Origin of the sequence: Streptomyces sp. NPDC058646 (genome assembly GCF_042716875.1) — a bacterium.
GTDB lineage: Bacteria > Actinomycetota > Actinomycetes > Streptomycetales > Streptomycetaceae > Streptomyces.
On record NZ_JBHXRK010000013.1, the window covers coordinates 156,571 to 180,768 of the forward strand.

The 24,198-nt window shown below is 70.9% G+C and carries 23 protein-coding genes and 2 pseudogenes; 11 read left to right on the top strand and 14 right to left on the bottom strand.

Annotated elements, in window-relative coordinates; all coding sequences use genetic code 11:
- The first annotated feature begins 5 nt into the window (after window positions 1-5).
- Complete coding sequence (locus ACFWUZ_RS18205; protein WP_384373254.1) at window positions 6-674, top strand: TetR/AcrR family transcriptional regulator; 669 nt, start codon at window positions 6-8, stop codon at window positions 672-674.
- Window positions 675-771: 97 nt separating this feature from the next.
- Here ACFWUZ_RS18205 and ACFWUZ_RS18210 read toward each other — a convergent pair whose 3' ends face one another.
- Window positions 772-2,532, bottom strand: a complete 1,761-nt coding sequence (locus tag ACFWUZ_RS18210) for a BCCT family transporter (RefSeq protein ID WP_384373256.1) — start codon at window positions 2,530-2,532, stop codon at window positions 772-774.
- A 359-nt stretch (window positions 2,533-2,891) separates the two neighbouring features.
- On the opposite strand from ACFWUZ_RS18210, the pseudogene ACFWUZ_RS18215 reads away from it, so the two are divergent.
- A pseudogene (locus ACFWUZ_RS18215) lies at window positions 2,892-3,526 on the top strand (SRPBCC family protein).
- A gap of 251 nt (window positions 3,527-3,777) precedes the next feature.
- On the opposite strand, the gene ACFWUZ_RS18220 reads toward ACFWUZ_RS18215, so the two are convergent.
- A complete protein-coding gene (locus ACFWUZ_RS18220) occupies window positions 3,778-6,219 on the bottom strand; it encodes an ABC transporter substrate-binding protein (protein WP_384373258.1) in 2,442 nt (813 codons plus the stop codon).
- A 379-nt stretch (window positions 6,220-6,598) separates the two neighbouring features.
- Window positions 6,599-6,856, bottom strand: coding sequence for a hypothetical protein (locus ACFWUZ_RS18225; protein WP_384373260.1), 258 nt, complete (start codon window positions 6,854-6,856; stop codon window positions 6,599-6,601).
- 308 nt (window positions 6,857-7,164) lie between these two features.
- Between ACFWUZ_RS18225 and ACFWUZ_RS18230 the strand changes: the two genes are divergently transcribed.
- Together ACFWUZ_RS18230 and ACFWUZ_RS18235 are read left to right on the top strand one after the other, a co-directional pair.
- A complete protein-coding gene (locus tag ACFWUZ_RS18230; protein WP_384373262.1) occupies window positions 7,165-7,707 on the top strand; it encodes a GNAT family N-acetyltransferase in 543 nt (180 codons plus the stop codon).
- Between the two features lie 340 nt (window positions 7,708-8,047).
- Window positions 8,048-8,239, top strand: coding sequence for a hypothetical protein (locus ACFWUZ_RS18235; RefSeq protein WP_384373264.1), 192 nt, complete (start codon window positions 8,048-8,050; stop codon window positions 8,237-8,239).
- Between the two features lie 216 nt (window positions 8,240-8,455).
- Here ACFWUZ_RS18235 and ACFWUZ_RS18240 read toward each other — a convergent pair whose 3' ends face one another.
- Window positions 8,456-9,151, bottom strand: coding sequence for a hypothetical protein (locus ACFWUZ_RS18240; protein ID WP_384373266.1), 696 nt, complete (start codon window positions 9,149-9,151; stop codon window positions 8,456-8,458).
- A 259-nt stretch (window positions 9,152-9,410) separates the two neighbouring features.
- On the opposite strand from ACFWUZ_RS18240, the gene ACFWUZ_RS18245 reads away from it, so the two are divergent.
- The 3 genes from ACFWUZ_RS18245 (at window position 9,411) to ACFWUZ_RS18255 (ending at window position 11,819) form a co-directional block, all read left to right on the top strand.
- Complete coding sequence (locus ACFWUZ_RS18245) at window positions 9,411-10,343, top strand: alpha/beta fold hydrolase (RefSeq protein ID WP_384373268.1); 933 nt, start codon at window positions 9,411-9,413, stop codon at window positions 10,341-10,343.
- A 268-nt stretch (window positions 10,344-10,611) separates the two neighbouring features.
- Window positions 10,612-11,070: an SMI1/KNR4 family protein gene (locus tag ACFWUZ_RS18250; protein ID WP_384373270.1), complete on the top strand. Its 459-nt coding sequence runs from the start codon at window positions 10,612-10,614 to the stop codon at window positions 11,068-11,070.
- Between the two features lie 257 nt (window positions 11,071-11,327).
- Window positions 11,328-11,819: a YbaK/EbsC family protein gene (locus tag ACFWUZ_RS18255; RefSeq protein WP_384373272.1), complete on the top strand. Its 492-nt coding sequence runs from the start codon at window positions 11,328-11,330 to the stop codon at window positions 11,817-11,819.
- A 54-nt stretch (window positions 11,820-11,873) separates the two neighbouring features.
- Here ACFWUZ_RS18255 and ACFWUZ_RS18260 read toward each other — a convergent pair whose 3' ends face one another.
- The 3 genes from ACFWUZ_RS18260 to ACFWUZ_RS18270 all read right to left on the bottom strand — a co-directional run bounded on the left by ACFWUZ_RS18260 (window position 11,874) and on the right by ACFWUZ_RS18270 (window position 15,063).
- Window positions 11,874-12,653 carry an SDR family NAD(P)-dependent oxidoreductase gene (locus tag ACFWUZ_RS18260; RefSeq protein WP_384373274.1) on the bottom strand — a complete coding sequence of 260 codons (780 nt, stop codon included), beginning with the start codon at window positions 12,651-12,653 and terminating at the stop codon, window positions 11,874-11,876.
- A gap of 147 nt (window positions 12,654-12,800) precedes the next feature.
- On the bottom strand, window positions 12,801-14,024 hold the full coding sequence (locus ACFWUZ_RS18265; protein WP_384373276.1) for a phosphatidylserine/phosphatidylglycerophosphate/cardiolipin synthase family protein: 1,224 nt from the start codon (window positions 14,022-14,024) through the stop codon (window positions 12,801-12,803).
- Between the two features lie 154 nt (window positions 14,025-14,178).
- A complete protein-coding gene (locus ACFWUZ_RS18270) occupies window positions 14,179-15,063 on the bottom strand; it encodes a SigB/SigF/SigG family RNA polymerase sigma factor (protein ID WP_384373278.1) in 885 nt (294 codons plus the stop codon).
- A gap of 1,050 nt (window positions 15,064-16,113) precedes the next feature.
- Between ACFWUZ_RS18270 and ACFWUZ_RS18275 the strand changes: the two genes are divergently transcribed.
- Window positions 16,114-17,352: a globin domain-containing protein gene (locus ACFWUZ_RS18275; protein WP_384373280.1), complete on the top strand. Its 1,239-nt coding sequence runs from the start codon at window positions 16,114-16,116 to the stop codon at window positions 17,350-17,352.
- A gap of 33 nt (window positions 17,353-17,385) precedes the next feature.
- The gene (locus tag ACFWUZ_RS18280; protein ID WP_384373282.1) at window positions 17,386-18,036 is read left to right on the top strand and encodes a pyridoxamine 5'-phosphate oxidase family protein; all 651 of its coding nucleotides are present in this window, start codon (window positions 17,386-17,388) and stop codon (window positions 18,034-18,036) included.
- Between the two features lie 582 nt (window positions 18,037-18,618).
- Here the strand turns inward: ACFWUZ_RS18280 and ACFWUZ_RS18285 are convergent.
- The 4 genes from ACFWUZ_RS18285 to ACFWUZ_RS18300 form a co-directional block, all read right to left on the bottom strand.
- Entirely contained in the window at window positions 18,619-18,975 is a 357-nt protein-coding gene (locus tag ACFWUZ_RS18285; protein ID WP_384373284.1) for a hypothetical protein, read from the bottom strand.
- Between the two features lie 479 nt (window positions 18,976-19,454).
- The gene (locus tag ACFWUZ_RS18290; RefSeq protein WP_384373286.1) at window positions 19,455-19,802 is read right to left on the bottom strand and encodes an STAS domain-containing protein; all 348 of its coding nucleotides are present in this window, start codon (window positions 19,800-19,802) and stop codon (window positions 19,455-19,457) included.
- A 212-nt stretch (window positions 19,803-20,014) separates the two neighbouring features.
- Entirely contained in the window at window positions 20,015-20,467 is a 453-nt protein-coding gene (locus tag ACFWUZ_RS18295) for a DUF2267 domain-containing protein (protein WP_384373288.1), read from the bottom strand.
- A gap of 288 nt (window positions 20,468-20,755) precedes the next feature.
- Complete coding sequence (locus ACFWUZ_RS18300) at window positions 20,756-21,190, bottom strand: Hsp20/alpha crystallin family protein (RefSeq protein WP_384373290.1); 435 nt, start codon at window positions 21,188-21,190, stop codon at window positions 20,756-20,758.
- Window positions 21,191-21,344: 154 nt separating this feature from the next.
- Here ACFWUZ_RS18300 and ACFWUZ_RS18305 point away from each other — a divergent pair.
- Window positions 21,345-21,674 (top strand): annotated as a pseudogene (locus ACFWUZ_RS18305) (HSP18 transcriptional regulator); the annotation flags it as partial.
- Between the two features lie 170 nt (window positions 21,675-21,844).
- On the opposite strand, the gene ACFWUZ_RS18310 reads toward ACFWUZ_RS18305, so the two are convergent.
- The 3 genes from ACFWUZ_RS18310 to ACFWUZ_RS18320 are packed head-to-tail and all read right to left on the bottom strand — an operon-like array spanning window position 21,845 to window position 22,795.
- Window positions 21,845-22,057: a hypothetical protein gene (locus tag ACFWUZ_RS18310; protein ID WP_384373362.1), complete on the bottom strand. Its 213-nt coding sequence runs from the start codon at window positions 22,055-22,057 to the stop codon at window positions 21,845-21,847.
- A gap of 42 nt (window positions 22,058-22,099) precedes the next feature.
- Window positions 22,100-22,327, bottom strand: a complete 228-nt coding sequence (locus tag ACFWUZ_RS18315) for a DUF6480 family protein (RefSeq protein WP_384373292.1) — start codon at window positions 22,325-22,327, stop codon at window positions 22,100-22,102.
- A 45-nt stretch (window positions 22,328-22,372) separates the two neighbouring features.
- Entirely contained in the window at window positions 22,373-22,795 is a 423-nt protein-coding gene (locus ACFWUZ_RS18320) for a CBS domain-containing protein (RefSeq protein WP_384373294.1), read from the bottom strand.
- A 906-nt stretch (window positions 22,796-23,701) separates the two neighbouring features.
- On the opposite strand from ACFWUZ_RS18320, the gene ACFWUZ_RS18325 reads away from it, so the two are divergent.
- Window positions 23,702-24,082 carry a hypothetical protein gene (locus tag ACFWUZ_RS18325; RefSeq protein WP_384373296.1) on the top strand — a complete coding sequence of 127 codons (381 nt, stop codon included), beginning with the start codon at window positions 23,702-23,704 and terminating at the stop codon, window positions 24,080-24,082.
- The last annotated feature ends 116 nt before the right edge of the window (window positions 24,083-24,198 follow it).

Below are 24,198 nucleotides of genomic sequence, written 5' to 3' on the forward strand. Positions count from 1 at the left end.
CGGGCATGCCCAGGCAGGTGGATCACGCGGGCCGACGCCGCCTTGTCGCCGAGGCCGTCTGCCACCTCGCCGATGAACGCGGGCTGGAGGGTGTGACCCTTCGCGACGTCGCGGCCCGTGCGCAGGTGTCGATGGGCGCCGTTCAGCGGTGCTTCCGCACCAAGGAAGAGATGCTCGTGTTCGCTCTCGGGCACATCGGTGAGCGGATCATGGAGCGCGTACGAGCCCGCCTCGTCAGGAGCCCGGCCCAGTCGGCCGGCACCACTCTGGGGCACGCGGCCACCGAGATCGCGCTGCTACGGGAGGAGCACCGCGCCGAGGCCAGGGTCTGGCTCGCCTTCGTTGCGCAGGCGGCGGTCAGCGAGGCGCTCGCAAGGACGGTGAAGGCTAACTACGCAACTTTGCAGGAGGCGTTCACCCGTCTCATCTCGGAAGCCGGCGAGGACGTCGACCACGCCGTTCCCCTCGATCCGCAACGCGCGGCCCGCACTTTGCTCGCCCTCGCGGACGGCCTCACCACGCACGTCCTGATCGGACACCTCACCTCCCAGGAGGCACACGCCGTCCTCGATGCGCACCTGGCCGACCTCTGGGAGCAGCCGGCCCCCGCTTCGGCGTCCGGTCCGGCAGCAACGGCTCGATCCTGGCCCCCTGGGCGTCAGTCCCAGCCCTGATGCCGTGGCGTCCGCCGGACCGGGGCGCAGGGCCCGGCCGGGCCACGTCGTGGTGTGAGGCCCGGCCGGGCCGTTCGGCGCAGGAAGGCCGTGCCCGTCAGGAGGCCGGTGGCGGGGCTCCCGGATCCTTGCGGTCAGGGCCGGGGCCGCGGCCGGGGCCTGGGCCGGGGTCAGGCTCCTTTCCCCCGGGTGCCTCGTCCTGCGACGGGCCGATGCGGATCTGGAAATCGCCCGCGTACTTCTCGTGGCCCGCGATCACGGCTTCCTCCACCGCCTCCTCGGCAAGTTCCACGCGGACGATCAACGGGTCCCGGCGGAGGTCCCGCAGGAGGGCCCAGCACATGCCGATCATCACCAGGACGAACGGGGCCGCGACGAGGATCGTGAGGTGCTGCAAGCCCGCGAGTGCGTCGCCCTTGCCCTCACCGACGAGCAGCATCACGGCCGCCACGCCACCGGTCACCACGCCCCAGAAGATGACGACGAACCGGGCGGGTTCGAAGGTGCCCTTCTGGGAGAGGGTGCCCATCACGATCGAGGCGGCGTCGGCGCCGGAGACGAAGAAGATGCCGACCAGGACCATCACGAGCAGGCTCATCACGCCGGCGATCGGGAACTCCTGGAGCACGCCGAAGAGCTGCGCCTCGGGCGTGGTCGCTGCCCCCAGCTTTCCCTGCTCCGTCAGACGCATGGCCGTACCGCCGAAGACGGCGAACCAGACCAGGCTCACGGCGCTGGGCACCAGGATGACGCCGCCGACGAACTGACGGATCGTGCGGCCCCGGCTGATGCGGGCGATGAACATGCCGACGAACGGCGTCCAGGAGATCCACCAGGCCCAGTAGAAGACCGTCCAGCTGCTCAGCCAGTCGGCGACGTCACCACCGCCGGTGGACGCCTCGGTGCGGCCGATCAGCTGGGGCAGCTCGTCGAAGTACGCGGCGAGGGAGGTGGGGATCAGGTCGAGCACCAAGATGGTGGGGCCGACGACGAACACGAAGACCGCGAGGATGACGGCCAGCACCATGTTGATGTTGGAGAGCCACTGGATGCCCTTCTCCACGCCGGAGACGGCGGAGAAGACGAAGCAGACGGTCAGCACGGCGATGATGGCGACGAGCAGCCCCGTCCCGGCCTTGTTGAGCCAGCCCACCTCGTGCATGCCACTGCCGATCTGGAGCGCGCCGAGTCCCAGGGAGGTGGCGGAGCCGAACAGCGTGGCGAAGATCGCCAGGATGTCGATGATCCGGCCGGGAGCGCCTTCGGCACGCTTCTTCCCGAGGAGCGGGACGAAGACGGCGCTGATCGTCTGCCGCCTCCGGCGCCGGAAGGTGCTGTACGCGATGGCCAGACCGACCACCGCATAGATGGCCCACGGGTGCAGCGTCCAGTGGAAGAGCGTGGTGGCCAGCGCCGTCTGCATGGCGTCCGCCGAGTCGGCGGGGTCGGTGCCCGGCGGTGGAGTGGTGTAGTGCGCGAGGGGTTCGCTGACGCCGTAGAACATCAGGCCGATGCCCATGCCGGCGCTGAACATCATGGCGACCCAGGAGACGGTGCTGAACTCCGGCTCCTCGTGCTCCTGGCCCAGCTCGATCCGTCCGTACCGGCTGATGGCGAGCCAGAGCGCGAAGACGACGAACCCCGAGGCGACCAGGACGAAGGCCCAGCCGCCGTTGTGCATCAATCCGTTCAGCAGGGTGTCGGAGACGCTCTCCAGTGCGCCGGTGGCCGTGGCACCCCAGATCACGAAGCCCAAGGTCAGCACGGCCGTCACGCCGAAGACCACCCGGTCGGTGACGGGCGCCTCGTCCTCGTGCGGGTGACGGCCGGGCAGAGCCGCCTTCACGGGCAGCCGCATCCTTTGCCCCCGTTTACGTTGCTCCTGAGACACAGGCGGCACCTTTCGCGATCATGGCCGGAATTGGCTTCTGATATCCCGTACCCGTACCACGGCGCGCACAGCTGACCCGGCATCAACAGGCGTCGGCCGGGCGCCTCTGTGACGCGATAGGCCGCACGGGTGCCGAGTCGGCCCGGGACACCGAAAAGCTCGCCGCCCCGGTCCGACTTCCTCCGCACAGGCCCCGTCCGGCTACACCCTCGAAGACGAGTGAGATGTTCTCACGCCTCCTGTTGCCTCCACCTCCATTGAGTTATAGCTTCTAACGAACGCGATGCTCTCTACCGTCATCGCATCGTCCCGCGGAGGAGCACTCCATGCCCGGCATCCCCGGCACCGGCGCCCGCGCCGCCCTCGTGACCGTCCCGCGCCCTCGGTCTCCTCGGCACTGCCACCTCACCCGCCGGGGCCCACCCCTCGCACCCCGGCACGTCCCTCACCTGCCGCGGCAAGGGCGTCGACTCCGACGCTCTCGTCCGCCACCGGCCCGAAGTCGTGATCAGCGCACCGCTGCGCACCGTCTGGAAACTGCAGACCGACGTGGAGCGGTGGCCGTCCTGGCAGAGCCCCGTGGAGACCGTGGAACGCCTCGACCACGGCGTCCTCCGCAAGGGTTCGGCATTCCGGTGGACGCTCCCGATTCCCCCCCCATCCCTCGACTCCCGCCACCACCCTGGACATCACCTCGACCGTCCGGCAGATCAAGGACGGATCGTGCATCCGCTGGACCGGCCCCGCTACCGGCGAAGGACTGCACATCGACGGCGTCCACGTGGGGAACTTCACCCAGGTCAGTGGCGGCGTCCGCGTGAGCACCGAGGAGACGCACACCGGCGCGCAGGTCGAAGCGGACGTTCCCACCGCGACCCGGCTGCTCCGCGAGGGTCTCGAAGCCTGGCTGCGCGACCTGAAGTCAGCCGCCGAAGCCCGCGCGTACGACGGGCCGCACTGACCCCGATCCGGTCCCGTGCCCGCCGCGGCCGCGACCTGGCGAATCGTCTGCCGGGCGAACGGGCCGCGGGGCGACGAGGGCTGCGCGTGAGCCGCGGGGGATGTCGTCGTGCCGGGTCGGGGCCACGTTCCGACCCGGCCCGACGCCCATGTCCGGTGAGCCGCCCTCCGGCCCACCCGTCGCGCCTGCTCCCCGCCGGGGCCGACGCCGCGCTCGTGGCGGGCTGGCAGCGATCGACAGCCCGGCAGGCGTCAGCGGGTCGCGGAGCCGCTCGTCATGGCCGCCCAGCTGCCGCCGTTCACCGCGTACACCGTCAGCCGGCGGTTCACGGTGTCGCCGTTCCCGTCGAAGGCGACGCGGCCCGTGACACCGTCGAAGGACAGCTGCGTCACGGCCTGCGGCAGTTTCGCCCGGGCGTTGTCGGGCAGCGTGCCGCCGTTGGCCGTCACGACGGCCTTCACCGCCTCGATGAGGGCCCAGGTCGCGTCGTAGGCGTACGGGCCGTACCAGCCGGCCGCGTCCGGGTACCCCGCCTTCTGGTACCGGGCGAGGAAGTCCTGCCCTGCCGCCGACTCCTCGGCGGGCACGCCGATGTGGGTCGCGAGGTCGCCCTCGGCCTTCGGGTTCGCCGTGAGGTACTCCTGGTCGAAGATGCCGTCGCCGCCCATCAGGGGGACGTTCACCCCCGCCTGCTTGAGCTGCTGGGACAGCGGGGCCGCGGTGTCGTAGGAGCCGCCGAAGTAGACGGCGTCGGCGCCCGAGGAGCGCACCCTCGTGGCAAGGCCCGCGAAGGCGCGTTCCGCGGGATCGACCTGCTCGGTGCCGACGACGGTCCCGCCGAGCTTCGTGAACTCGGCTGTGAAGCCGGAGGTGAGGCCGGTTCCGTGGGCGCTCGCGTCGTCGACCACGTAGAGCTTGGACTTCTTCGCCTCGCCGTGCAGGTATCGGGCGGCGAACGGCCCCTGGTCGACGTCCGTGGCGACGGTGCGGAAGTAGGTGGAGTGCGGTCGGGACCTGGTGCCCGCGGCCCAGTCGGGGCCCAGTGTCAGCACCGGGTCCGTGTTGCCCGGTGACACGTTGACCACGTCCGCCTGCGCGAGGGGTGCCACCAGGGTCCGGGCGACACCGGAGTTGAGGGGTCCGACGACGCCCAGCACCTTCTCGTCGGAGACGAACCGGGCGGCGTTGGGCGCGCCCTTGGCGGGGTCGGCCGCGTCGTCCAGGGCCTTGATCTCGAAGTTCACGCCGGGGACGTGCCGGGTTTCGTTGGCGGTCCTGACTGCCAGGTCGGCGGAGTTCCTGACGCCGACGCCCATCGAGGACAGCCCGCCGCTGAGCGGTGCGTCCACCCCGAGGACCACCGTGACGGAGGAGGCCCCCGATCCGCTGCCGGCCGCTCCTCCGCCGCCCGGTGCGTCGTCGTCACGGGTGAGGGTCCAGGTCAGGACGGAGCCCGTGGCGAGCGTGGCCAGCGCCGTGCCCAGGATCACGGAGCGCCGGGTGAGGGCCCGCCGCCTGGCGGAGGCCCGCTCGCGGTGCTCCGTCGCGGGTGTGGTCCCGAGCGTGAGCGGGTCCTCGGCCGGCGGTACGGGCGCGGGCGGGTCGGTCGGCCGGTCCGGGACGGGGCGCCGCGGGGTTTCGGCGGCGGACCCGGACCCCGAGTCGAAGACCGTGGGCGTCGGCGGTGACGGCGTGGTCGACGGTGCCCGCTCCGGTGCCGTCGGCACGGAAGCCTGCTCCGCCGCCGCATCCGGTCCCGGTACGGGGGTTGCCCTCGGGTCGGGCGGTGTGGACGCGGGAGTGTGCTCCGGTTCGGGCGTGGGCTCGTGCCCCGGCCGGTGCCCGGCGGTCGCGTCGACTCCGGGCAGGGAGGACCGCAGCACCGCCGCCAGCATCTCGGCCGCTTCCGCGGCGCCCACGCGCTGTTCCGGGTCCTTGGTGAGGAGTGCGTCCAGCACGGGCGCCAGCGGGCCGGCATGGATCGGCGGCCGGTGCGGCCGGGTGAACACGGCGATGGCGAGGGCGTGGAGCCCCTCCACATCGAACGGCGGGCGTCCCTCGACGGCGTGGTAGAGGGTGGCGCCGAGCGCCCACAGGTCGTTGGCAGGGGTCGGGCGCTTGCCCTCCAGCTGCTCGGGCGGCATGTACTGCGGCGTGCCGATGACGATCCCGCTGTGGCTCAGCTTGGTCGTGGCGTCCGCGAGGTGGGCGATACCGAAGTCGGTGAGGACGACGCGGTCCTTGGCCAGGAGCACGTTGTCCGGCTTGATGTCGCGGTGGATGATCCGCGCCCCGTGCGCCTCGGCCAGCGCGTCGAGCATGACGGCGCCGATCTCGGCCACCCGCCGTACGGGCAGCCGGCCGCTGCTGCGGATGGCGGCGGCCAGGGACTGCCCGCGGATCAGCTCCATGACGATGACGGGCGCACCGTGGTGGTCCACGACGTCATGGATGGTGATGATCCCGGGGTGGCTGAGAGTGACCGCTGCGCGGGCCTCACCGGTGAACCGCCGGAGCAGCGCGGTGCGGTCGCCGTCGTCCAGGCCCGGCGGGAAGAGGATCTCCTTGACGGCGACCTCCCGCCCGAAGAGCTGCTGGTCGAGGCCACGCCAGACCCGGCCCATACCACCCTGGCCGATGCGTTCGACCAGCTGGTACCGGCCGGCGATGAGTTCGGGATTCTGCTCGGTCACGCGCACACTCTAGGTCCTGCAGAGCCGATCAGGTGACGGAACAATGGCTTGATCACGCACCCGGTGGCGAGGGCGCGACCTGCCCGGCAGGGGCGCGCGGCGCGGGGGCTCGCCCCGTCGGCCGCCTGAGGGGTTCGTCCGTCCGCCCGGAGTGTCGACGCGAGCGCCCCGGCTGACCCGGCGCAGAGGCGGGGTGGGTCTCTTCCTGACCGCCCCGGCTCCCGGAGCGGCAGCGACCCTGCACGCGGGAGCGATCTTGCACGTCGGCGCGCTCCCGATGCGCGCAGGAGCCGGCGCTCGCATTCAGGCGAATCTCCCCGCGCTCCGTAAGCGCCCGGACCTGGTACCTGCCGGAGCCGGGCACTGCGAGCAGCCGGCCCTACCACCAGGCCGCGAGCTCCTGCACCCCGAGCCACGCGGTCGGGTACGGTACGCCGCGCTGCCCCCACGCGGCTTCGGTGTCCTCCTGATCCGCAATCCGGACGGAGATGTCGTCCTCGGCGGTGGTCGGCGGCGTGCCACCCCCCAGCTCCAAACGCAGGACCGGCGAGGGGCCGGCCACGAACTCCAGCGCCGACCCGTGCAGCGAGTACGCACCGCGCGTCATGAGGCCCGGGCCGGCGGCGGTACGGCGCACTCCTGAACGGGCCGGGCACCGTCCTGCAGGATCACCGTCCCGTACTGAGGCTGCCCCGGGAACTCCACGGCGCGTAACAGGTTGCTTGTGCGCCGAGCGCGCCGGCCGCAGCGACCCGTCAGGATCCGGGACACCCGTCGCGACAAGCCGAAGCAGCACGCGCCGGCCGAACTGAACCTTCGGAGGCGGACGATTGGCGGCAACCACAGCTCCGTAACGGAAACGCAGCCTGACTTCGCCCCGCTACACCGAATGCGGCGGGCTCTAATCGGTTGCCGCCGCCCCATCCGGTCGGATAGGAACCTTGCATGCTACGAGGCCGCAAGGTCGGGCTCCGGGCCCGGCACGAGAACGACATCCCTGTCCTGCAGACCGAGCTCTACGACGACGTGGTCAACTACTCGCGGTCCGAACTCCGGCCGTGGCGGCCGATCACGCCCGGCTCGAAGCATGCGCGGCTCGTGGTGGACGACAACGAGCAGGGACACGTCCCGTTCTCCGTGGTGGAGCTGGACGGCGGCACGCTGGTCGGATACGCCGTGCTGTGGGGCATCGACACCCACAACCGGTCCGCGCACATCGGGCTCGGACTGCTGCCGACCGCCCGCGGCAAGGGCTACGGCACCGATGTGGTGGCGGTGCTGTGCCACTACGGTTTCCTCGTGCGCGGCCTGCAACGGCTGCAGATCGAGACGCTGTCGGACAACACTGCGATGCTGCGCTCAGCCGAGCGCAACGGCTTCGTCCGCGAGGGCGTGCTGCGCTCTTCGGCCTGGGTGATGGGCGAGTTCCTCGATGACGTGCTGCTCGGACTCCTCGCCCAGGAATGGACGGCGAACACGCGGAGCTAGGCTGCCGCCCCCGGTCAAGGGTGGGCCGCAGGGCAGACACGGACGATCGGCAGCCAGGACGGCGGCGGGGTGGTGCGGCGTGTCTCTGGCGCGCACCACCCCCGCGGCCCGTCCCCCTCCTGGAACTCAACGACACCGCCTGCCGGTTCTGCAGCACGGACGCTGACGGACACCCCGCCGGAAGCTCAGTTCGCGGCGGTGGCCCCCGCGACAGAGAGCGCGCTCGCGCCGAGCCGACGGCCCACCACACGGCACAAAAGTCACCCATTGTGTTTACAGAGCCCCATTCTGGTAACACCAAGTAGCTATAGACAGTTAGAACCCGACGGAAGGCAGGAACATGACCCTCGTTACCGTGCTCATCCTCGTCGCGGTCCTCACGTGCATCGCTCTCCTGGCCCTCGCCCCCAGCGCCCCCGCGCGACGCAACCCCCTCCCGGGCCGCCGGCGCCGGGCCGGCCACCGCCGGCCCGCCGTTCGCCGGCTGAGCGAACTCCCCCGCCAGCGCGGGACCCAGCACCACGCCCGCTGAACGCAGGGCGCACATGCGCCTCGCCGGGTGGTGCCCGGCTCGTGATGTTCGCTGTACGCCCGCAGGGCACCTGGTGCACACCGGCTGTGGGGCGCCGCCGTGGGGTGCGGCGCGCCCAGTCGGTGTGTTGCGGTGAGGCTCCCTTCCGGTCCGCCACCGGGCGCTCCGGCGTCGCACAGGACTGCCGGAGCGCCGCGGACCGGCCCCGGCGAACGGTCAGCGGGCGGCGGCGAGCGCGGCCACGTCGACCTTGTACGGGGCGAAGCCCGCGTTGTCCTTGCAGCCGAGCTCCTCGAAGGTGCTGACCTTCGTCTCCGGGTCGGTGTAGGTCAAGTGGTACTTGCAGGCGCCCTTGATGTACTGGCCCTTGACGCCTCCGGGGAAGTCGACCTCCTTGTTCCAGAGGTACGGCGAGCTGTAGTTGTTCAGGCGCGCCGTGGCGTTCACGTCGATGCCACCGGGTGCGTAGATCTCGTAGACCCAGCCCGTCTTGGCTGCGCCGTAGGTGGCGAACTTCTGGGCCACCCACTTCTCGCAGCTGGTGCTCAGGTGCGCGCTGTTCTGCCCGCCGCCCTTGACGATGTACTCGGCGAGCGGGGTCACCCGGTCGCCCCGGGGCGTGAAGCCGGTGCGGAAGATCTCCTCGACGGTCTCCCGGGTGTCTCCGCGCCACAGGGTGTTCACGTCGTTGCGCCACTGCCAGCGCTCGTCCGCCGCGCTCGCCGCGACGTCCACGTCGATCGTCTTGTCGGTCGTCGTGCGGTACCAGTCCCACGGGCGGTACTCGACGGTCGGACCGCAGGCTGCCGTCAAGTCGTCGGCGCGAGCGGCAGGGGTTGCGGTGGCCGGGGTGACGGCGGCGGCCGAGATGAGGGAGACCGCGGCGAGGAGCCGCAGAGCTGTCTGCAACATGGTGAGGACCCATCAGTTGATCAACGTGACGGCCCTGTTATAGGTGCCCACCCTTCACCCGGCGGCCCGAGCCCCGGCCCGGCCACCCGCCCGGGTGTATCAGTCGTACCGGATAAAGGATTCGCCGACGGCCGCGCACGGAGGACACCTCCCTCCGGATCCGGCCCTGCCGTGCCCGTGGCGGCGCACGGGATGGGAACCGAGAACACGGTGGAGGGGCGGGGTGGCGGGGCCGTAGGGGTGGGAGGAGGGTGGAGGTATGCGATGGCGTGTGCCCGGCGGGGTCACGGCCGCGGTGGCGGCCGCCGTCCTGCTGCTGGTGGCGGGGACACCCGTGCCGTCGGGCGGCACGGACACCGAGCAGCGGGTCGACATCGGCGGCGGCCGGAGCCTGTACCTGCAGTGCTCGGGCTCGGGGAGCCCGACCGTGGTGCTGCTGTCAGGCCTGCACGAGGCCTCCGACTCGTGGACGCTGACCGACACCGCACCACCCGTCCCGAAGTCCCCGGCGGTCCTGCCGGGCGTGGCCGCGTTCACCCGCGTGTGCACGTACGACCGGCCCGGCACGATCCGCTACACACAGCCGCCGGCCCTGACCACCCGCAGCACGCCGGTACGGGGAACCCGCGAACTGCCCGCCATGGTCCGGGACCTGCATCAGGTCCTGTCCGCCGGGCGGGTGCCGGGGCCCTACCTGCTGGTGGGGCACTCCTTCGGCGGGATGCTGGCCCTGCGGTACGCGCAGGAGCACCCGGAGCGGATCCGCGGGCTGGTGCTGGTGGACGCGCTGGGTCCGGGGCTGAAGCCGGCGATGGGGGCGGACTGGCCGGCGTACGTCGAGGCCTTGCGGCACCCGGGCACGCCCTTCGACGCCGACCCTGACTTCGAGCAGGTGGACATCGACGGCGGGGTCGCCGCCCTCGATCGCGGCGGCCCGCTCCCGCCGGTCCCGGTCGCGGTACTCAGCAAGACCGCGCCCTTCGCGGCGCCGGCGACCATGTCGAAGGACCTGCTGAAGAAACTGGAGACGGCCTGGCCCAAGGCGCAGCAGGCCCTGGTCGCGCTGCGACCGCAGACCCCGCACCTCCTGGCGACCGGCAGCGACCACTACGTCCAGCTCCACGACCCGGACCTCACGATCGCGGCGATCAGACTGGTCGCGGACAGGGTGGCGGCACCGGCCGGGCCATGAGCTCCTGCCCGGCCGCGGCTCCCTCAGGGCCGGCCGGCGCCGCGACACACGGAGTTCCGTCGCCTCACCTGGAGGGCACGCTCGCTCCCGTCCCAGAAGGGCGGAGGGCGGACGCGGTGGGTTCAGGCCCTCTCGTCCTTGTTTCCCTGCGCCGCGAACGGTCCCGCGCACCTCCCGGCCCACCGCCGCACCGCTCGTGCGACGATCGGGTACGCCACCTCCCAGGGCGAGGAGGCGCAACGGGCGTACGGAGCCGATCCGATGCCCGGTGGCCGACCTGACGATGGAGCGTGACCCCGGCATGTGGACCGAGCTGGTCACCGCGCTGCCCGGAACGACGACCCTTCAACCGGCGGTTTCAGAAGCGTCGCTGCAACGATGCGCTGCCGCGCTCGGCCATCCGCTGCCTGCGGACCTCACCGCTCTGCTCCGCGAGAGCAACGGCATCGAGGGCGAGTACGGAGAGGGCGTGATCTGGTCAGCGGAACAGATCGCCTCCGAGAACCTCACCCTGCGCGAGGACCTCGCGCTCGCCACGCTCTACATGCCCTTCGATCCCCTGCTCTTCTTCGCGGATGGGGGAAACGGAGACCTCTTCGCGCTCCTCCCGAGCTTCCGCAGACCCGATGTCTTCATGTGGAACCACGAGAACGACAGCCGCACCTGGGTCGCGCCGAATCTCGCCACGTACCTCGATTGGCTGCTGACCGGACGGATCGCGGTGTAGTCGTGCGGCTCCCGTACGCGCCAGTGCCCTGGGACCTGACCCGGTCGGGCCCTGGGCAGGGGTTGCCCCGTGTGCGTAGCGACTTCGGCACGAGAATCGCTACGTCGCACTCGGGGGTGGGCATCGGGGAGCCGTGGCGCCCTTCCGCCTTGCGGAGTGGGGTAGTTGCTCCTACGCCCCGCGGCGATCTATCGTTCCGCAAACAGAACGTTCCGTTTGCGGAACGCACGCTGCTGTCACTCTGCCGAAGGAGTCACATGGCCGCCCAGGAAGGCACGTCCCTGCCCGTCCGGAGTGTGGAGGTGGCCGGCGTCCTCGCCGCTGCCGGGATCGCGGGCGAGGTACGCGAGCTCTCGGAGTCAACCCGTACGGCAGCCGAGGCCGCCGCGGCCCTGGGGTGCGATGTGGGCGCGATCGCCAACAGCCTCGTGTTCCTCTCGGACGACGAGCCCGTCCTGGTTCTGACCAGTGGCCGGCACAGGGTGGACACCTCGGCCCTTGCCGCCCGGTGGGGGCGCGGCGCGCTCCGGCGGGCCACCCCGGAGCAGGTGCGCGAGGCGACCGGGCAGGCGATCGGGGGCGTGGCTCCCGTCGGGCACCCGCAGCCGCTCCCCACCGTGGTCGATGTGGCACTGACGGACTACCCCCAGCTCTGGGCCGCCGCCGGAACCCCCCGCACCGTCTTCCCCACCACTGCCGACGAACTCCTGCGCCTCACGGCAGGCATCCTGCTCCCCGTCGGCCCCTGACGGAGGCTTCCGTCGGACCGCGCCCGTCGGCGGCGGAGGGACGCGGCGGCTCGCTCAGTGGACGGAGAGCCCTCCGTCGACGAAGATCGCCTGCCCGGTGACGTAGCCGGAGGCGCGGCCGGCCAGGAACACCGCCGCCCCGGCGAAGTCCTCGGCCAGGCCGTTGCGCCCGATCATCGTGCGCGCGGCCAGCGCCGCCACCGTCTCCGGCTCGGACGCCAACCGCGCGTTGAGCGGGGTCATCACGAAGCCGGGCACGAGCGTGTTGCAGGTCACGCCGTACGGAGACCATGCCTCCGCCTGAGAGCGGGCCAGCGACTCCAGCGCTCCCTTGGAGACCCCGTAGGCGCCACTCCGGACGAAGGCCCGGTGCGCCTGCTGGGAGCTGATGTGGATGATCCGCCCGAAGCCCCGCTCGGCCATGCCGGGCCCGAACCGCTGGCCCAACACGTAGGGCGCCTCCAGGTTCAAGGCCATCGTGGCGTCCCACACCTCGTCGCCCACCTCGCCCATCGGCGGCCGCAGGTTGATCCCGGCGCTGTTGACGAGGATGTCGGGCTCACCGAACACCTCGGCCGCCCGCTCGGCCGCCGCGCGCACCCCGTCGCGGGTGCTCAGGTCGGCGCTCACCCAGGCCGCCCGGCAGCCGTCCGCGACCAGCTCGTCGACCGCGGTGGTCAGCGCCGATTCCTTGCGCGCCACGATCACCACGCTCGCCCCCGCTCGTGCAAGAGCCCCGGCGACGGCTCGGCCGATCCCCGAACTGCCGCCCGTCACGATGGCAACCCGGCCGTCCGACGAGAAGAGTTCCGAGAGGTAGTTGTTCGAGATCATGAACGCACCCTAGAGGGCACCTCCTCGGCTACGGTGTCCGGTCTCACGGTCCGGCGAGCCTGCCCGGGGAGGGCTTGTGCATGTGCAGGCGCGAGGCGGAGGAGCCGCAGGCCCGTCGGGCGCGACTGATGCGCAGCACTGCGCCGGTCACAGGAAGCGGCGGATGGGCTGGACGGCCGCTTCGCGGGTCCGCTGCACGAGGGAGCGCCTCTTCCACCGGCCCGCCCGGATCCGTTCACTGGCCGCCATGTCCGCATCGAAGTGCTCGTTCAGCGTGGCCGTGAACTCCTGGTCCAGGACGGCGAGCATGACCTCCTCGTCGTGGTCGAGGGAGCGGCGGTTGAAGTTGGTCGAGCCTATGAGGGCGGCGACGTGGTCGACGGTGATGACCTTGGCGTGCATCATCGTCGTCTGGTACTGGTAGATCTTCACCCCGCAGTCGGTCAGGTCCTGGTAGTAGTGCTGGCCGGCCAACTGGCAGACGCGCTTGTCGGTGTGCGGCCCGGGCAGCACGATCTCCACTTCGACACCGCGCCGCGCGGTGGCGCAGAGCAGGTCGATGAAGTACGCGTCCGGTGAGAAGTAGGCGGTGGCCAGCCGGAAGCGTTCTTCGGCAGACTCCAGCATCACCCGGATCAGGGTCTGCATGTCCTGCCAGCCGAAGCTGGCCGAACCGCGCACCACCTGCACGATGGCGTCGCCCTGCGGACGGTGCTCGATGAAACGGTCGCGCTCGTCGAAGAGCTCGTCGTGGCACTCGGCCCAGTTCTGCGCGAACGCGGCTGCGATCCCGTCCACCGCCGGTCCGCGGACCTCTACGTGGGTGTCGCGCCACTCGTCCGCGTTGCGGGCGTCGCCGCACCACTCCTCGGCGATCCCGACCCCGCCGGTGAAAGCGGTCTCCTCGTCGACGACCAGTACTTTGCGGTGGCAGCGGTGGTTCTGTTTGAGCGGCGACAGATACATGGGCCTGCGGAACCACGCCACCTGCACCCCGGCCCGCTCCATCGCCCGGAGCTGCTCCTTCTCGATCAGGCGGCTGCCGAACCCGTCCAGCAGCAGCCGCACCCGCACTCCGGCGAGGGCCCGGTCCGCGAGCGCCTCGGCGAACTGGCGGGCGATGTCGCCTTTCCAGTACACGAAGGTCATCATGTCCACCGTGTGCTCCGCGCGGCCGATCGCGGCCAGCATCGCGGCGAAGATCTCGTCCCCGTTGCGCAAGGGGACCACCTTGTTCCCCTCGGTTGCCGCGATCCCGATCAGCCTCTCCAGGCGCCGCCGTATCCGCGCGATGCGGACGTCGACGGACGGCGGACCCGACTGTCCGGGGGCATCCGGAGTCAGCTCGAGCGGTTCCTGCGTACTGGTCATGACATCCTTCGGGCGGAACTCGACGAATCGACGGCAACCTGAGGCCACGGTGGCGGCCCCTTCGATGCCCCGTCCGGCACGCCGCAGCGGATCTGTCGGCGGGCAGCGGCAGCCGCAGGGCAACCGTCACCGGACGCGGTCGGCGCGGGCGGCATCAGTTGGCGAGCATGCCCTCACGGAGCCGGGCGAGGGTGCGGGTGAGGATCCGGGAGATCTGCATCTGGGACAGACCCAGACGGGCCCCGATCTGCGCCTGCGTCATCTCTTGGCCGAAGCGCATCTGCAGGATGAGCTTCTCGCGCCCTTCGAGCTGATCGAGCAGGGGGGCGAGGCTGTGGATGTCCTCGAAGAGCTCCATGCTCGGGTCCTCGCTCCCGAGGACGTCGGCCAGGGGACGCGGGGCGCCCTCGGAGGATTCGTCCTGGTCGCTGTCGAGGGACTGGCTGGAGTGGCCGTTGGCGGCGACCAGGCCCTCGATCACCTCTTCGTCACTGAGCCCCATGTGGGCTGCCAGTTCACGGACCGTCGGCGCGCGGTCGAGCACCGCACTGAGCTCGTCCTTGCCCCGAGCCAGCTCGATGCGCAGTTCCTGCAAGCGGCGCGGAACGCGGACGGCCCACGTGGTGTCGCGGAAGTGCCGCTTGATCTCCCCGGTGATGTAGGGGAGGGCCAGGGTCGTGAACTCGTTGCCGAGGGTGGGGTCGAAGCGGTCGATGGCCTTGATGAGGCCGATGGTGCCGACCTGGATGATGTCCTCGATGTCCGTACCGTCGGTGCGGTTGCGGAAGCGGCGCGCCGCGAACTGGACCAGGGACAGGTTCATCTCGATCAGCGTGTTGCGGACGTACTGGCGCTCGCGGGTGCCCTCGTCCAGAGTGCGGAGCCGATCGAAGAAGACCTTGGAAAGCTCCCGGGCGTCAGCGGGGGCGACCTCCCGGGGATCCGCGATGTAGGGAAGCTGCTGCTCGGGGACCTCTGTGGTGGCCTGCGCCACGACCTCGGCCATATCGGTCACGGCCTGCGCGATGTGGGTCTTCATATCCGCTCCCCCAGGTACTTGACTCCGTAGCCGAGGGATCCCCCGGACACAGCCGCCCGTGCGGCTGCCCCATGAGCATGCCGCGTTCGACCCACACCCGTCAAGGAATACGCGAAATGAGTTTCGTGAGTTCTGTTGCTGCAAACCCGGGCCGGGCGGCGAGGGCGATGCGGCGGCCGTCCCGACGGCGACCCGCGCACCGGTGAGCGCGGACATGCGATGACGGGGGACCCGTTCCCCTGGAGGATGGCCACGCCTCTCGCCGCGCGGCCCCCGCGGGTGACCGGCCCGCCGCGGGCGGAGGTGGTGAAGCGCTGCGCGACCACGGCCGGATGAACAACCCCAGGGCCCGGCCCTGGAGGTACTGCTGCGCGCCGGGCCAGGCGTCCTATGTGCCGAGGGTCTCCCGGAACAGGTGTCGGGAGGGGCGCGAGCCGCAGTGGTGGGCGGCCGATGCGTTCGAGACCCTGTGGTCGGGCGCTCGACGGGGTCTTCGACTGCGCGAGACCTGAGGAGACGGGACAGGCCCGCTCCGGGGGTCTACGAAGTGGGGCTCCGGGAGCGCCTTCCGCCTCGGCGGCACATCCCCCTCGCCGCGACCGACCGCCGCCGCGTACCGACCACCGCCGCGTATCGACCCCCGCCGCGCACCGTTCCCGGCCTCCGGCGTCCGCCGCCGTCACGCCGGCGCGGGCGGCAAGGGCGTCCGGCCGGAGACGGCAGACCGCATTCGAACCTCACAAAGCGCCGCCAAGCGGAATTACCGACCTGATTCAGAATGGGTTAATCCCGGGCATTTCTCGTTGTTACTTCTGAGTTACGCGCGCGATCATGTAGCGTCCGGACCCGCCTGATCCGTTTCAGGATCCCCGCCCCGAACTGAGGACTCATGCTCGACACCTCCGGTGCCCCGGTCACCGCGCTCCCGCAGTTCAGTGCAGGCGTCGCCGCTCCCGTCGCGCTTCTGGAGCGTGACCTCGCGAGCTGTGCCGCCTCCCGGTCCGACGTAGGAAAGCCACCGCCATGTGTGGGTGGAGGAGCGCTGGTCCCTTGAAATTCCGTATCAACCGCTCACCCCGTACATCAACACTTCCGGCACCCGATCCCGCGCCCGCCCCTGCTGCCCACCCCGTTGAGCCCGAGGCCGTCGAAGCGCCGCTGTCGGCCCACGAGATCGATCTGATACGCGCCTCCGTCTCGGTGGTCGAGCCGCAAGCCGCCGATATGACGGTCTATTTCTACGCAATCCTCTTCGCCCGCTATCCCGAAGTCCGTCCCCTGTTTCCGCCGGGGATGGACGCCCAGCGCGGTCGCCTGCTGCGCGCGCTGCTCCGTATCGTCGACCTGGTCGACGACCCCGAGAGCCTGGTCCGCTTCTGCGGGCACCTCGGCCGCGATCACCGCAAATTCGGCACCCTCGCCGCGCACTTCCCCGCCGTGGGCGAGTGTCTCCTCGCCTCCCTGGCCCGCTACGCCGGCTCCGCCTGGACCGCGGACATCGCCGCTGCCTGGACCAAGGCGTACGGCGTGGTCGCCGACGTCATGATCAGCGCTGCCGAGGCGGACGAGGCGGTACGGCCCGCCGTGTGGCCCGCCACCATCGTGCACCGGGTGTCGCGCGGCCACGGCATCGCCGAGATCACCGTCCGTCCCCACATGCCCTACGCGTACGCGGCCGGACAGTACGTCAGCATCGAGACCCCGTGGTGGCCGAAGCACTGGCGCTACTACTCCCCCGCCAACGCGCCCCGCGAGGACGGCACTCTCACCCTTCACGTGCGGGCCGTCGCCGGCGGCTCGGTCAGCAGTGCGCTGGTGCACCGGGCGGCCGTGGGTGACGTGGTCCATCTGGGCCCGCCGCTGGGTGACATGGTGCTGGACGCCGCCGTGCACACCGACCTGCTCTGTGTGGCGGGCGGTACCGGGCTCGCCCCGATCCGCGCGCTCGTCGAGGAGGTCGCCCGGCGCGGCGGCCGCCACCAGGTGGACCTGTTCCTCGGCGCCCGCACCGGCGCCGAGCTGTACGGGGTCGACGACATGCTCCGGATGGCGCAGCGCCACCACTGGCTGAGCATCAGGGGGGCGGTCTCCCACGAATACATCCCCGGAATCCGGGGCTCCCTGCCGGAGGTCCTGGCCGAATACGGGCCCTGGTATCAGCACGACGTCTACCTCAGTGGCCCGGCTCCGATGGTCGTCTCCGCCAGCGAGACGCTCACGCTCGGCGGCACCCTGCCCGAACGAATCCATCACGATCCGTTCGAGACCCCCGTCCTTTCCATCCCCTGATCCAAGCGCTTGCCTTCCTGCCAGGAGTACGCCGTGACCTTGTCCCCGCCGCCCTTCGGATCAGCAGGTGAACACCAGCTGCAGCAGCAACTGGGCACCGCCGAGCGCGCTGCCCGGTTCTACGACCAGCAGGTACGGCCCTGCCTCACGCCCGAGATGCGGGAGTTCATCGCACGCCAGGCCATGGTCTTCCTGGCCACGGCGGACTCCCACGGCGAGTGCGACGCCAGCTTCCGCGCCGGGCCGCCGGGGTTCGTCCACGTGATCGACGACCACTCGCTCGCCTATCCCGAGTTCCGGGGGAACGGTGTGCTCGCCAGCGCCGGCAACATGACGGAGAACCCCCACCTCGGCATGCTGTTCGTGGACTTCACCCACCACCACGTGGGCCTTCACGTCAACGGCACGGCCCGGCTCCACACCGACACGAGCCTGCGTTCGCTCCATCCGGGCCTGCCCACCGATGTGGCGCCCGGCCGCAGCCCTGAGATGTGGGTCCACCTGAGCATCGAGGAGGCTTACATCCACTGCTCCAAGTACATACCCCATCTCGAACCGGCCCCTCGCCCCACCAGCCATGACTCCACCCGCCCGAAGGACTCGAACTACTTCACCGGACTCGGTAGGGGTATGGGCAGTCCCGCCTTGCCGGGGGGGCGCGTTGCCCCGACCTCGGTGACGTGACTCACTGCTCAACCGGTTCGCGCCGCGGCCGGTTCGGCCGGCGGCGGCCGCGAAGTCCGGTTCGGACCGAGGGGATCCGCGTTGTCGCGGCAGCCCGACGTCCCGATCCGCGCCGGTCTCCCTGTCGGCGGTGTGCGCCGATGGGGGCACGACGGTTGACGTGCGCCGCAGGGAGCACGAGGTTGCCTTCGCCACGTCGGTGTACTCGTACGACCCCGCGGCGCCCGACCGCGTGACCTCGGTGCGGTCGAGCCACGAGCGCACCGTCCGGAACCTCCACAGGCTCGTCGATCGCGGAGTGGCCGCCCGTACCGCGGTGATCGCCAGCGGCCAGGGCCGCGAGGACATCGACCGCACGAAGGCCTTCCTGCACGCCACGGGCGTCGACTCCGTGCGCGTTGGCGGCATCCGGGACTTCGGTCACGCGCAGGACGTCAGGGCGCCCTCCGCCACGTGTCCGGCACGGCCGAAGCCCCTGCGGCCCCGGTCGGGTCCCGCAGGGGCTGGACACATCGCACCGAAGGGCTACGCGGGCCTCAGTGCCGGGCTCTGCTCCTCGGAACCCGGAGCAGCATGCTCCTCCTACGGGGCCGGGGCGGGCTTCTCCGGGGCCGGCGCGGGCTTGTCGGGCTTGTGCTCGCAGTAGACCTTGCCCTGGTAGAACTTGCAGCCCGGCATGTTCTCCACGTCCCGGACCTTGTTCTTCTTGCCGTGCTTCTTGTCCTTCTTGCCGTGGTGCTTCTTGCCCTTGTCCTTATGGTGGTCCTTCTTGCCCTTGTTCTGGTGCTTGTGCTTGTCGTGACCGCTCTGCGCCTGCTCGACGGTCTGCGGCGCGGACTGGGCGGCAAATGCACTGGTGGGGAGCAGGACACCTCCGCCGACTATCGCGGCCGAAACGGCGACCATCGCGAAACGCTGCTTCCGAGAAGTGCGGACCATGAGAAGGACTCCAGTCAAGAGACAACAGGGGAGGTAATTTCAGAGGGTCTGGGATGTGATGTCCGTTTTGCCCTCTGGTTAAGAGACTGACCTCCGAGCTTCACGAGACCGTCCGTCGACTGTCACAGCCGCGTGACAGGGCCCCGCCACGGGCACGGTCCGATGCCGAGCCGTGGTCCTCGACAAGGTGCTGCCGCAGCCACGAAACGGGGGGGAAGCCCGCGCCCAGCCTTGCGTGTACTGGACGGCTTCGCGCACGGCGGCGTCGCCCGGAGGGCCGGGCCATGAGCGCGCCGAGCGTGAACAGGGACCCCTCGCGGACGTACCCGGGCATCGAAACATCTGCCCAGGGCCTGCTCGTCTCCTGGAGGCACGGCCCGGTCGGCACGGGACTGCGCCTTCGGCGTGCCCATGCCGACGTTCGCGGCCTGCGCCGGCGGCGCGGACGGAACGGGGATCACATGCTCATCAGGACACGATCACGTGAGGCAGGAGCGAGTTCCGGTGAGTTCGAAGAGCCGATCGACGGTGCGGCTGGCGATGGTGACGCGCAGGGACCGGTGGGCGCGGTCGGCGGCGTTGCGTGCCGCCAGAAGAGCGTTGAGCCCCGCGCAGTCACAGAAGGTGACCTGGCACAGGTCAACGGTGAGCGCGCCCCGATAGGTGGTGAGTGCGGTCACCAGGGCTTCGCGCACATCAGCCGCGTTGTGCAGGTCGACCTCACCGCAGAGCGTGACCTCTGCCGAACCGCACGGTCCGGGCATGACACAGACCTCCAGGCCGTCGGTGTCGACGGTGATGCGGCAGCGGTCCATGGCCTGTGCCATCTGCGCCTCCCCTGCTTCGACTACCCGGGGCGTATCCCACTCTTCCGTTGTGCCGGGTCCTACCAGTGATGGTCGGCACCCGGCACGGCATACGTCAACAATTACATGAAAAGCAGGACATGCATGACGGCGGACATGAAGGCCGATACCTACCCCACGCGGGTACGTGGGGGACGGGACCTCTTCGGGATCCTCTTCGTGACCGGGGCGGGTCAGGCGGCCACGGGCTGGGGCCTGGGCCGGGACAGCTGGGCTCGGCCGAAAAGGAGTGCGTAGCCGTCGGGGAGCTGCCCGAGGATGCGGGTGAGGAGGTCGGGACCGGCCAGGGCGGCGACGGCGGCGAGGACGGCGCCCGTGTCCCAGCGGGTGGTGGCCGGTGTGGCCCCGGTCCGTGCCGCGAGGTCCTTGATGAAGCCCCAGCCGGTGAGCTGTCCGGTGGCGGGGGCCGACGCCGTCAGCGTGAGGGCCGCTTCGACGGGCAGACAGCGCGCCAGGTCGACGCGTTCGTCGCCGGTGACCTGGCAGCCCAGTGCGCCCAGGACGGCGCGGACCGCCTGCTCGGCGCGTTCTCGGGTGGGGTAGGCGCCCTCGTACCGGACGCGTTCGAGCATCTGCTCGTACGTCATGGCCGCGAGGGACCGTTCCGGTCGGGTCTGGTCGTACATGACGGTGCGCTGGCCTTTCTCTGCGGGTGTGGCGGGGACTCGGGGTGCGTGGGGTGGTCAGGTGGGCTGCGGGGGCGACAGAACTGCGCCGATCCCCCGGAGGGCCGTCGTCCCGGTGGCTGCCTCCATCCGGGCCGCGGTCGCACGGACGAAGCGCTCGGGTGTGAGGGGGCCCGGGCCGTCGACAGGATCAGGGCATACGTCTCGAGGGCGGCGGCGGGGACCAGGGCGCCGGGGCGGTGCCTCTGGCCCTCCGCCGCGGGTCGGGGCGGGCTCAGCAGGGTCGGCTCAGCCGGAGATCTGCTTGCGGCCGGACTCGCTGCCGATGCTGATCTTGCGGGGCTTGGCGCGTTCGGCGATCGGGATGCGCAGGGTCAGGACACCCGCGTCGTAGTCGGCCTGGATGTGCTCGGTGTCGAGGGTGTCGGCCAGCATGATCTGGCGGGAGAAGACACCCAGGGGCCGCTCGGAGAGCTCCATCTGCACGCCGTCGGACTTCCCCGAGGGCCGGCGCTCGGCCTTCACGGTCAGCATGTTCCGCTCGACGTCGATGTCGATCGCGTCGCTGCTCACTCCGGGGAGGTCGAAGGCGATCACGTACTCGTCGCCCTGACGGTAGGCGTCCATCGGCATCACGGACGGCTTCGACCAGGTACCCGACGCACCCGAGAGCTGCTGGACGATCCGGTCCATCTCACGGAAGGGGTCGGTGCGCATCAACATCGTGAAACACCTCCAGTCGGTTCAGGCAGAAACTGCCAATGCGCTTCAACGTGCTCCCGTTGTAGCATGTCATCGAAACGATGACAAGCAGGACGTCATCTTGAGGATGACGTCCCCATTGTCATTGACTGGACGACGCAACGGAGAGCGCCCTGCGAGCCGGGCTGACCTCGCCGGCCCGCTGGGTGTCGCCAGCCGTCAGGCGGCCGAGCGCCGCTACCTGCGGCTGCGCACAGGAGCGGCCGGAAGCACCGGCGAGCTGGGCGTCGCGGCCACGCGCAACTCCCGGGCGGCGGATCGCACGGTCGCGGCCTGGGCCCGTGACCATGCGGCGGACCTGCGGCGTCTGGCCGGCCAGGTGAGCTTGCTGAGCGATCTGCCGCCCGGTGCCGCGACGTCCAAGTCGCAGCTGGACCAGGCCCTCGCCGGACTACGACGCCGCGACGCCATGACACAGCACACCGACCGACTGCGCCAGGACAGCATCACCAGCGCAATTCCCGAACTGAGCGCTACGGCCCCACCCGCCAGCCTTGCCCGTCCCGGAGACCGGTGGCCTCCCGCAGCCTGGGGGCCAGTCGCACCGGGCCGGCCCCGCGCCGCAGGCCGCAGTCGCAGCGAGCAGTTCGACGACCCCTTCCTTCGTCGCCCCGGTCAGAACTCGTCTTCGCGCATCTCGTCCTCGCCCCGCTCCCGGCGCATCTGCTCCCGACGGCGCTGCGCGAGCTCCTCGGGGTTCACCGACCGCTCCGCGCGCGTACCGGGGTGGACGGGGTCCTGCCCCGCAGGACGCTGGCGCTCCTTCTCCTCGCGGCTCCGCTCCGGCTCGTGGTCCGGCTCCTGGCACTGGTCCTGCGTACGGTCCATGAAAACGACTCCTCCACGAGGTGACGGTAGAGCTCCGGCGGCTCAGAGGTTCAGAGTGACGGCGTAGGCGAGGAAGAACAGGGCGAAGACGAAGGCCAGCAAGCAGATCAGTACGAGAGGCCCCTTGCCCCAGCCCCGCGTCAGGGGCCGGTACGGGCCGGCGCCGGAACCGGTGCTCGACTCCCCCGGCGGTGTCTCCCCCGGTGGGACGCCACCCTCGGGGGGTCCCGTAGGGGTACGCCGATCCGGGTCTGGGATGGGTGCGGACATGGTGCTCTACCTCCTCAGGGCCCCGCCCCTGCTCCTTGGCGGGTCTCAGGTGTCGGGCTCGGCGGCCGCGATGGCGGCCAGAGCCGAGGCCGGGTCCCGTTCGACTGCGAGGTCACCCAGCGTGACGATGCCGACGAGTTCACCGTCCTCGTTCTGCACGGGCAGTCGGCGCAGCGCGTGCCGCCGCATGAGGTCGTTGGCCTGGTCGACGTCGTCATCGGGCCCGACGGTGACCGGATCCGTGCTGCAGATGGCCTGCACCGTGGTGTCGGCGGGATCCCGGTTCTCGGCCATGGCGCGTATGACGAGGTCCCGGTCGGTGAGGATGCCGCGAAGGCGGCCCCCGTCGACGACCAGGACGTCCCCGACGCTGGCGTCCCGCATCACTCGCGCGGCTTCTGCCAGTGAGGTCAGCTTTTCGACGGTCACCGGATTGCCGGCCATCACCTCGTGGACTCGTCGGACCATGGCTGCTCCTCCCGGGCCGAAGCGGTTCCTGCCGGGCACCTGCCCACGGTCGGGCCGGGTAAGCGCCGGTCCGCCTCGCAGAGACGGCCACGGTGCGCTCCCACCTCGGTACGAGGAGCTACGGGGTCCTGGAGCGGGGGCCAGTACCGTTCGAACCCCCGGCGCACAAGGAAGGCGGGAGCCATCCGCAACGAGGCCCGCCGGTACACCCGTGGGGGGTGGATCGAGCCGAGGGCCGCGCCAGGCGGGCCCCGCGCTCCCGTACGCGTACAACGTCCGGCGCAGCACCCTCGATCCGTTGATCAGGTCCCTTGCCGCGCAGACCCCTGGTGTCGATGTGCTCCTCGGTCACCGGGTGACCGGCCTGGTCCGGGCAGCCGGGCGTGCCTGGAGGTGCGTGCGTCGACGCCGCAGGGCGAGCGCGAGATCAGGGCCTGTCTGGTGGTCGGTGCCGAGGGCAAGGGCTCAGCCGTGGCGAAGTTCGCCGGGGTGCCCGCCCGGGCGTACGCGAACGCACAAGAAGCGGCTGCCGGCCTGCGGAGGCGGTCGCCCCGGCCGCAAAGTCGGGGGGACCTCGACAGGGCGCTCATGGCCTACGCCCGCAGACACCGGCGCCGACTGCGCGGTCACCAGTACCCGGCCGCCGACTTCGCGCTGGCGCGGCACGTGCAGCTGTTCGCATCCCGTCTGATCGGGCCGCTGCGCTGGGGCGGCTGCACCCGCTGCGCACCTGTCGCACACCGAGTCCTGACGACCCCTTTCACTCCACGCTCGCTCGCGGAAGCTCCCGCAGAGGCAGAGGGGAACTCCGAGCAGCTGGAAGGCTGTTTCGTTTTCCGGATCGTCGCTGCGGATCTCTTCGCGCAGCGGCTTTCGTCGGCGCTGCCGGGTCGCTGAAGTAGGTACATGGCACCCACACCGGCCGCACCGACCGCCGAGCCTTCCGGGGACGGAACCGGCGACGACTGCGAGCGGGTTCGCTGCGTCCTGACGCGGGCCGGTTTCGACGCGACCTCCGAGGAGGGCGACGGCCTGCGCGTGTGGGCGGACCCGGAGGGGGTCATGGTGGGGTGGGTCGCCCGTGAGGTGCTGCGGCCCACCTTCCAGGTCCACGGGCACAAGGAGGACCTCTCCCGGTTCACGTCCCTGTCCGGCCTGCACAAGGCGTTCCAGACGGCCCTCGCGGTGATCCTGCGCGAGGCGGGCCTGGACGTCGCCACCTGCGGGAGCGATCTGTTGCTCGTCCGGTCCGGGGCGGCGCGGTCGGGCGCCGAGGCGGAGGCCTGAAGGTCGTCCCGTCGCAGCGCACGCCCCTCTGGACCCGCCCGGCAGGAAACTGCTGGCCGCGGGCTCGCTCGCCGGAGGCCCGGCCGACACCGGGGCAGCGAGGAGCTTGGCTCGCG

Bases quoted from the DNA above. Each gene is read 5' to 3' on its own strand.
- ACFWUZ_RS18300 (WP_384373290.1), bottom strand. From the start codon at position 21,190: ATGTTGATGCGCACCGACCCCTTCCGTGAGATGGACCGGATCGTCCAG.
- ACFWUZ_RS18295 (WP_384373288.1), bottom strand. From the start codon at position 20,467: ATGTACGACCAGACCCGACCGGAACGGTCCCTCGCGGCCATGACGTAC.
- ACFWUZ_RS18315 (WP_384373292.1), bottom strand. From the start codon at position 22,327: ATGTCCGCACCCATCCCAGACCCGGATCGGCGTACCCCTACGGGACCC.
- ACFWUZ_RS18245 (WP_384373268.1), top strand. From the start codon at position 9,411: ATGCGATGGCGTGTGCCCGGCGGGGTCACGGCCGCGGTGGCGGCCGCC.
- ACFWUZ_RS18210 (WP_384373256.1), bottom strand. From the start codon at position 2,532: ATGCGGCTGCCCGTGAAGGCGGCTCTGCCCGGCCGTCACCCGCACGAG.
- ACFWUZ_RS18325 (WP_384373296.1), top strand. From the start codon at position 23,702: ATGGCACCCACACCGGCCGCACCGACCGCCGAGCCTTCCGGGGACGGA.
- ACFWUZ_RS18255 (WP_384373272.1), top strand. From the start codon at position 11,328: ATGGCCGCCCAGGAAGGCACGTCCCTGCCCGTCCGGAGTGTGGAGGTG.
- ACFWUZ_RS18235 (WP_384373264.1), top strand. From the start codon at position 8,048: ATGACCCTCGTTACCGTGCTCATCCTCGTCGCGGTCCTCACGTGCATC.
- ACFWUZ_RS18290 (WP_384373286.1), bottom strand. From the start codon at position 19,802: ATGGCACAGGCCATGGACCGCTGCCGCATCACCGTCGACACCGACGGC.
- ACFWUZ_RS18240 (WP_384373266.1), bottom strand. From the start codon at position 9,151: ATGTTGCAGACAGCTCTGCGGCTCCTCGCCGCGGTCTCCCTCATCTCG.
- ACFWUZ_RS18260 (WP_384373274.1), bottom strand. From the start codon at position 12,653: ATGATCTCGAACAACTACCTCTCGGAACTCTTCTCGTCGGACGGCCGG.
- ACFWUZ_RS18285 (WP_384373284.1), bottom strand. From the start codon at position 18,975: ATGGTCCGCACTTCTCGGAAGCAGCGTTTCGCGATGGTCGCCGTTTCG.
- ACFWUZ_RS18205 (WP_384373254.1), top strand. From the start codon at position 6: ATGCCCAGGCAGGTGGATCACGCGGGCCGACGCCGCCTTGTCGCCGAG.
- ACFWUZ_RS18265 (WP_384373276.1), bottom strand. From the start codon at position 14,024: ATGACCAGTACGCAGGAACCGCTCGAGCTGACTCCGGATGCCCCCGGA.
- ACFWUZ_RS18230 (WP_384373262.1), top strand. From the start codon at position 7,165: ATGCTACGAGGCCGCAAGGTCGGGCTCCGGGCCCGGCACGAGAACGAC.
- ACFWUZ_RS18310 (WP_384373362.1), bottom strand. From the start codon at position 22,057: ATGGACCGTACGCAGGACCAGTGCCAGGAGCCGGACCACGAGCCGGAG.
- ACFWUZ_RS18320 (WP_384373294.1), bottom strand. From the start codon at position 22,795: ATGGTCCGACGAGTCCACGAGGTGATGGCCGGCAATCCGGTGACCGTC.
- ACFWUZ_RS18270 (WP_384373278.1), bottom strand. From the start codon at position 15,063: ATGAAGACCCACATCGCGCAGGCCGTGACCGATATGGCCGAGGTCGTG.